Origin of the sequence: uncultured Cyclobacterium sp., assembly GCF_963976465.1 — a bacterium.
GTDB lineage: Bacteria > Bacteroidota > Bacteroidia > Cytophagales > Cyclobacteriaceae > Cyclobacterium.
Genome location: NZ_CAXBOC010000433.1, coordinates 1 through 4960, shown reverse-complemented (window position 1 = coordinate 4960; position 4960 = coordinate 1). Strand labels below are relative to the sequence as shown.

Genomic DNA, 4960 nt, shown 5'->3' with positions numbered 1-4960 from the left:
TGATGTAGAGGGCTGGAAAAGTCTTTATCGGATTACCAAATTAATTAAGCATAAAGACGGGCAATTGTCAATTGCAATAGGAGACGAACTGAAGCAGGAAAACACCCCTGAGCCTGTATGTGACGAAAGTTGGTCTGTAGCCAGTATTCAAGTGAGTACCTTGACCATAAATTGAAGCCGAAATGAGTAAAAGATTTTCTTTATTTGTACCTATTTTTCTTTGGGCAGCTTTAGTTTGTTTGACACCTATTTCAAAGGTTTTGGCCCAAAGTATTGGGCTGCATTACCCGGTTTATGACGATTATATGCGCAGGCAACAACTCCTTGGCAACCTGTCTGAGGAGAGTAGCTTTATGATTCGGCCCATATTGCCAAAACAAGTTTTCAATACAACAGGAGCATTTAATTTTGAGCAGAACAGTAGGGTTGAGGAGAAAAACCTGACCGGCTTAGCAAGTTTTGATGAAGTAAAGTTCATGACCCTCCCCGTCATGATCAAATCCAGGTACAATAGTAATCTTCCATTTGGAATCAACGATGGGGAAATGATTCCAAACAAGGGCCTACAACTGAATGCCAGCTTAGGCATTTATTTTGAATACGGTCCCTTGACCTTACAATTGCAGCCGGAGATTTTGCATGCAGCTAATTCAGATTTTACAACCTTTCCTTTGGAACACTGGGGTAGCACCTGGCTCCAGTATTTTGAATGGGTCAATACTGCAGATATACCGGAGAGATTTGATGGAGGGCCAATCACCCGCCTTTCATTAGGCCAGTCCAGCTTGCGTTTTAATTTCAAAGAATACTCTATTGGCATCTCTAACGAAAACCTATGGTGGGGGCCGGGCAGGAGGGCCTCACTATTGATGAGTAACAATGCCCCGGGATTTTTGCACTTCACATTCAATACCCGAAAACCGGTAAAGACCGTAATAGGTAGTTTTGAAGGGCAGCTTATTGCCGGGCAGTTAAGATCTTCCGGAGTGGATCCGGTCAACTCCTATTATACTTACACCAATACGCCGCTGTATGTCCCCAAAAGAGCAGATGATGACTGGCGTTATTTATCCGGCTTGACCATAAGCTACCAACCCAAGTGGCTTCCCGGTTTGTTTTTAGGTTTTAGTAGTGTTTCTCAAATGTACCACACAGACTTGGATCAATTCGCTGATTACCTTCCGGTTTTCAATGGTGAAAAAGGTCCTGAAAGCATTACCAAACCCAATGTAGACCAAAGAAATCAACTCAGCTCCGGTCAATTCCGCTGGATAAACTCCAATGGACATTTTGAGTTTTACGGGGAATATGGAAGCAATGGCAACAGTAGAACCCTGCATGACTTTTTGATAAATCCCGACAAAAACAGGGCTTTTACCTTTGGATTTACCAATTTAACCAGCCTAAAGAAGAAGGACGAATTCTTTCAGTTAGGAATGGAAATGACCCAAACAGGCCAGTCTGTGAGAGAAGAAATTCTAAGCCGAAACAGTTGGTACACCCATCCTTATGTAAGGCATGGCTATACACACAAGGGCCAAGTATTGGGATTTGGGTACGGCCCGGGGAGTAGTGTCCTTTCCTTTGACATGGCATGGGTAAAAAACTTTAACCGAATCGGTATTGAGTTTGAATACATCAATTATAACAACGATTTCTATTACAAACGTTTTGAAGTCATCAAAGACCTTCGCAGAAAATATGTGGACCTGGCGCCTGCTATCGTAGGAGAATGGAGATTTGACAAATTACTTGTTTCAGCCAATTTTAAATATGTCCGCTCATTGAATTATAAGTGGTACTTGGAAAATGATCCGGACGATTACTTTATTCCAGGTTTGGATAAGGATAATTTTGTTGGAAATTTAAGTTTCTCGTATATAATCGATTGATTCAAACTGCTTATTCCATGGCAGCATCAATTTCTAAAATACTGTTCAAGATAAGCTCACAGGCTTGTATATAAAATGTTTGATCAATGTTTTCGAAGGTATCAGTAGGTTGGTGATAATCTTTATGATCGGCCACTCCAAAATAAATAAAAGGTATCTCTTCCTTATGAAAAGGGCCATGGTCTGAAGCATTGGTCCAGTCAAGCTCTCCTTTGGCTCCATCATTTCCGAATACCAGTTGAATGGCTGATCGCTCTCCGCAGCTTTCAAGATAAGGCTTAAACTGAGGATAAAATCGTGTACCCACTGCATACAGAATATTGTCTTCACTTCGGCTGATCATGTCCATATTCACCACCAATTGGATCTGATTCAAAGGAAATGGGAAGTCTTTTTGTAAAGCTTTAGCACCCAACAGCCCTTCCTCTTCTGCATCTGTTGCAGCAAAAAGAATGGAATGAAGGGGACGGTTTCTCTTAAAATAGGCCGCCATATTCAACAAAGCAGCTGTACCTGATGCATTGTCATCTGCACCATTGTAAATGTCCTTTCCTTTTGTGCCCAAATGGTCATAGTGAGCCATGATTAAAATTATCTTGGAAGAAGCAGACCCGGGTACAAAGCCAATGATATTTTCCCCAGTGCCTAATTGCTCCAATCTTTTATTCAAGGAAAACGATTGAGTATATTCCGGAAATTGGCTGCTTAGGTCCAAGTCTTTGAACCTTTCTTTAATATAGTTTGCTGCCTTTTTATTGCCTTCACTAGTAGCTGATCTTCCTTTCAGTTGGTCAGAGGAAAGGAATTGGATATCTTCCAACAAGACCCGGGTATCCATTTTTTGAGCCCGGGAATGGAAGGGTAAGCAACAAAAAAGTAATAAAATAAAGGAGGTAATCGTTTTCATAACGAAAGATTTTACAATGGCTTGTGTATATTCGTGAAAATACTAAACTTTCAGATGTGGAATTGGTTTTGTTTATGAAAAATATTTCTTTGACGGTGCTGGTAAGTTTTTTTTCATTGGTAAGTCTGGCCCAACCAACGCCTGTTGAGCAATTTTTAGATGGAAAATCGGTAGTACTTGTTTCTGCGGCCCCTGCCGAAACAGCTCCTATCACCTGGAAGGAATTGGTGGAAGAAGTTCATCCTGCATTTGTAGAGGCGGGCGGAGATCCTGTTGCCTATTTTGATCTAGAAGAAGTCATCCTCTCTGAGGGCATTAAAAACACCTATGCCAGCCATTTTATTACCCGGCAGATCAGAAATATTATATTGCTGATTAGAAAAACGGATGGTCGATTATTTTGTCATATTTACCCCTTTTCAGGCAATAGAAATATTATTTCTCCCGGAAACAATTGGTCAACCAAAGCTACTCATTTGGAAGATCTAAAAGAACAAATCCAATCCATAGGCCTCAACAAAAAAAGTCAAAACTTTCTGGTAATTGAAGTTCCTGAATATCCTTCCATTCCCGGATTAGAAAATAATTCAGTGGGGAACAATTATATACAAGCACCACCTTTAAACTTAGATGTCTTTAAACTGGGTATCCTACTTACAGGGGCTGCGGGAAATGAAGATTTTCTCAATACTTTCCGTCAAGATATTTACGGAAAAGATCCCAATCAAGTGGAAGCAGAACAGCTGGCAGAAAAAGAAGGCCTTGAACAGATATTTAATGCTGAATATCCCTTTGAAACCGAATTCCTGACTACCGCTAAGTCCAATCAAGAACTCATCAATGAAAAAGTACAGTTTATCCTTATGAAACAGGAAGGTCGGGAGGCGGACCTTATGAGAAGCATGGGAGTACCTTTGGAACAAGGTAAAAATCCTGACAAGATAGTGGTCAAGTATTACATCCGTTTCTTGGTAAGAAATGAATTGTATATTGGTGAAAAATGGGATGCTTCTCCCGACTGGAAAGTGGCCTTAAGAAACTTCTTGGAACAAATAACATCGGAAAATTAAATCCAATTAAGCTTGGTTTTACTTAATTTAAGTCGTTTTTATAAACTTGGCTAGCCTGCTTAGGATGCGGACCAAAAAAAGAGGTAGATCCTAAGGACCTACCTCCACACTTCGATATAGCAGATTTTTTATTTAGGGTGATAAACAACTTTTCTACTTCCCAAAGTGGAAATTATTTATCGATGGAACCCATTACTCTTTTGAGAAAAGCATTCATGGCTTCCTTCTTATCCATTCCTTCTTCCTTGATCATTTTCTGAACTTCCAATGTGCCATACAAATTGGAAAGTAACTCGCCCATCACATCCAACTCTTCGTCTTTCAGCGTGCTAATTTCAGTCATTGACTCCAGGAGTTCTATGGTTTCAACTACCCAATCTTCATCGTTTTCTTCGATGAAACCCAGTACATGTTTAATTATTGGCAACCTCATCGATCAATGTTTTTAAAGCTTCTTCTTTATTTGTTTGAATTTGATTTTTTAGGGCCCCACCTTCAAAAACTGCGAAAGTTGGTAAATTATTTACTTCCGCAAGTTTTCTGGATTCTGGTAATTTCTCTGCATCCACGTACAAAAATGTGAGTCCCTCGTAGGATTTACTTAGCCTTTTCATTTTCGGCTTCATAATCCTGCAGTTTCCACACCAAGTAGCTCCGTATTGAACCACTACTTTATCATTGTCTTTAATTACTTGTCCTAAATTATCTGATTCTAATTCTTGTAGCATAATTCTTTTGGTTTAATTGAAGATCAAAGGTAATTACTATTGGTGTCAAAATCCAATTGAAAATATCTATGAGTCATTTCAACTTTTTAATACAGCTCTTTTTGAATAAAGGGAATAAGGGCCAGCGACAAGGCCTGTTGGTAATAGTTGGATCTGCTGATGGCACCTTTGGTTAAAATACCTACAGCTCCACCTGATTCTTTGGAATTCCTTTTATCGAATAGCTTGTCATCAGCTTCGCCTAGTTCCATTCCATCACTGACCATTTTATTTAAGGCTTCGGGCAGAAAAAATGTTGCGGTTTTGGCTTTTCCTATCTTGCCTTCCCCATCCATGATAACCATCCAGGCAAATGAAACCATT

Annotated in this window: 6 protein-coding genes; 2 read left to right on the top strand and 4 right to left on the bottom strand. The window is 39.8% G+C overall.

Going from position 1 to position 4960, the window contains the following annotated elements; all coding sequences use genetic code 11:
• The first annotated feature begins 182 nt into the window (after positions 1-182).
• On the top strand, positions 183-1892 hold the full coding sequence (locus tag AAC037_RS19620) for a capsule assembly Wzi family protein (RefSeq protein WP_339904999.1): 1710 nt from the start codon (positions 183-185) through the stop codon (positions 1890-1892).
• A 10-nt stretch (positions 1893-1902) separates the two neighbouring features.
• Here the strand turns inward: AAC037_RS19620 and AAC037_RS19615 are convergent, their stop codons facing one another.
• Entirely contained in the window at positions 1903-2730 is an 828-nt protein-coding gene (locus AAC037_RS19615) for a M28 family peptidase (RefSeq protein WP_339904998.1), read from the bottom strand.
• A 143-nt stretch (positions 2731-2873) separates the two neighbouring features.
• Here AAC037_RS19615 and AAC037_RS19610 point away from each other — a divergent pair, with 143 nt between their 5' ends.
• Positions 2874-3869: an NTPase gene (locus tag AAC037_RS19610; protein WP_339904996.1), complete on the top strand. Its 996-nt coding sequence runs from the start codon at positions 2874-2876 to the stop codon at positions 3867-3869.
• 172 nt (positions 3870-4041) lie between these two features.
• Here AAC037_RS19610 and AAC037_RS19605 read toward each other — a convergent pair whose 3' ends face one another.
• The 3 genes from AAC037_RS19605 to AAC037_RS19595 all read right to left on the bottom strand — a co-directional run.
• Positions 4042-4302, bottom strand: coding sequence for a hypothetical protein (locus tag AAC037_RS19605; RefSeq protein ID WP_014019754.1), 261 nt, complete (start codon positions 4300-4302; stop codon positions 4042-4044).
• Positions 4283-4597 (bottom strand): thioredoxin family protein, encoded by a 315-nt coding sequence (locus tag AAC037_RS19600; RefSeq protein ID WP_339904994.1) that lies wholly within the window; start codon positions 4595-4597, stop codon positions 4283-4285. Before AAC037_RS19600 ends, AAC037_RS19605 begins: the two co-directional genes overlap by 20 nt.
• A gap of 86 nt (positions 4598-4683) precedes the next feature.
• A partial coding sequence (locus AAC037_RS19595; protein ID WP_339904993.1) for an inosine/xanthosine triphosphatase occupies positions 4684-4960 on the bottom strand: 277 nt, incomplete at its 5' end.

Coding starts and splice junctions, on each gene's coding strand:
- AAC037_RS19620 (WP_339904999.1), top strand. CDS start 183: ATGAGTAAAAGATTTTCTTTATTTGTACCTATTTTTCTTTGGGCAGCT.
- AAC037_RS19615 (WP_339904998.1), bottom strand. CDS start 2,730: ATGGATACCCGGGTCTTGTTGGAAGATATCCAATTCCTTTCCTCTGAC.
- AAC037_RS19610 (WP_339904996.1), top strand. CDS start 2,874: ATGAAAAATATTTCTTTGACGGTGCTGGTAAGTTTTTTTTCATTGGTA.
- AAC037_RS19605 (WP_014019754.1), bottom strand. CDS start 4,302: ATGAGGTTGCCAATAATTAAACATGTACTGGGTTTCATCGAAGAAAAC.
- AAC037_RS19600 (WP_339904994.1), bottom strand. CDS start 4,597: ATGCTACAAGAATTAGAATCAGATAATTTAGGACAAGTAATTAAAGAC.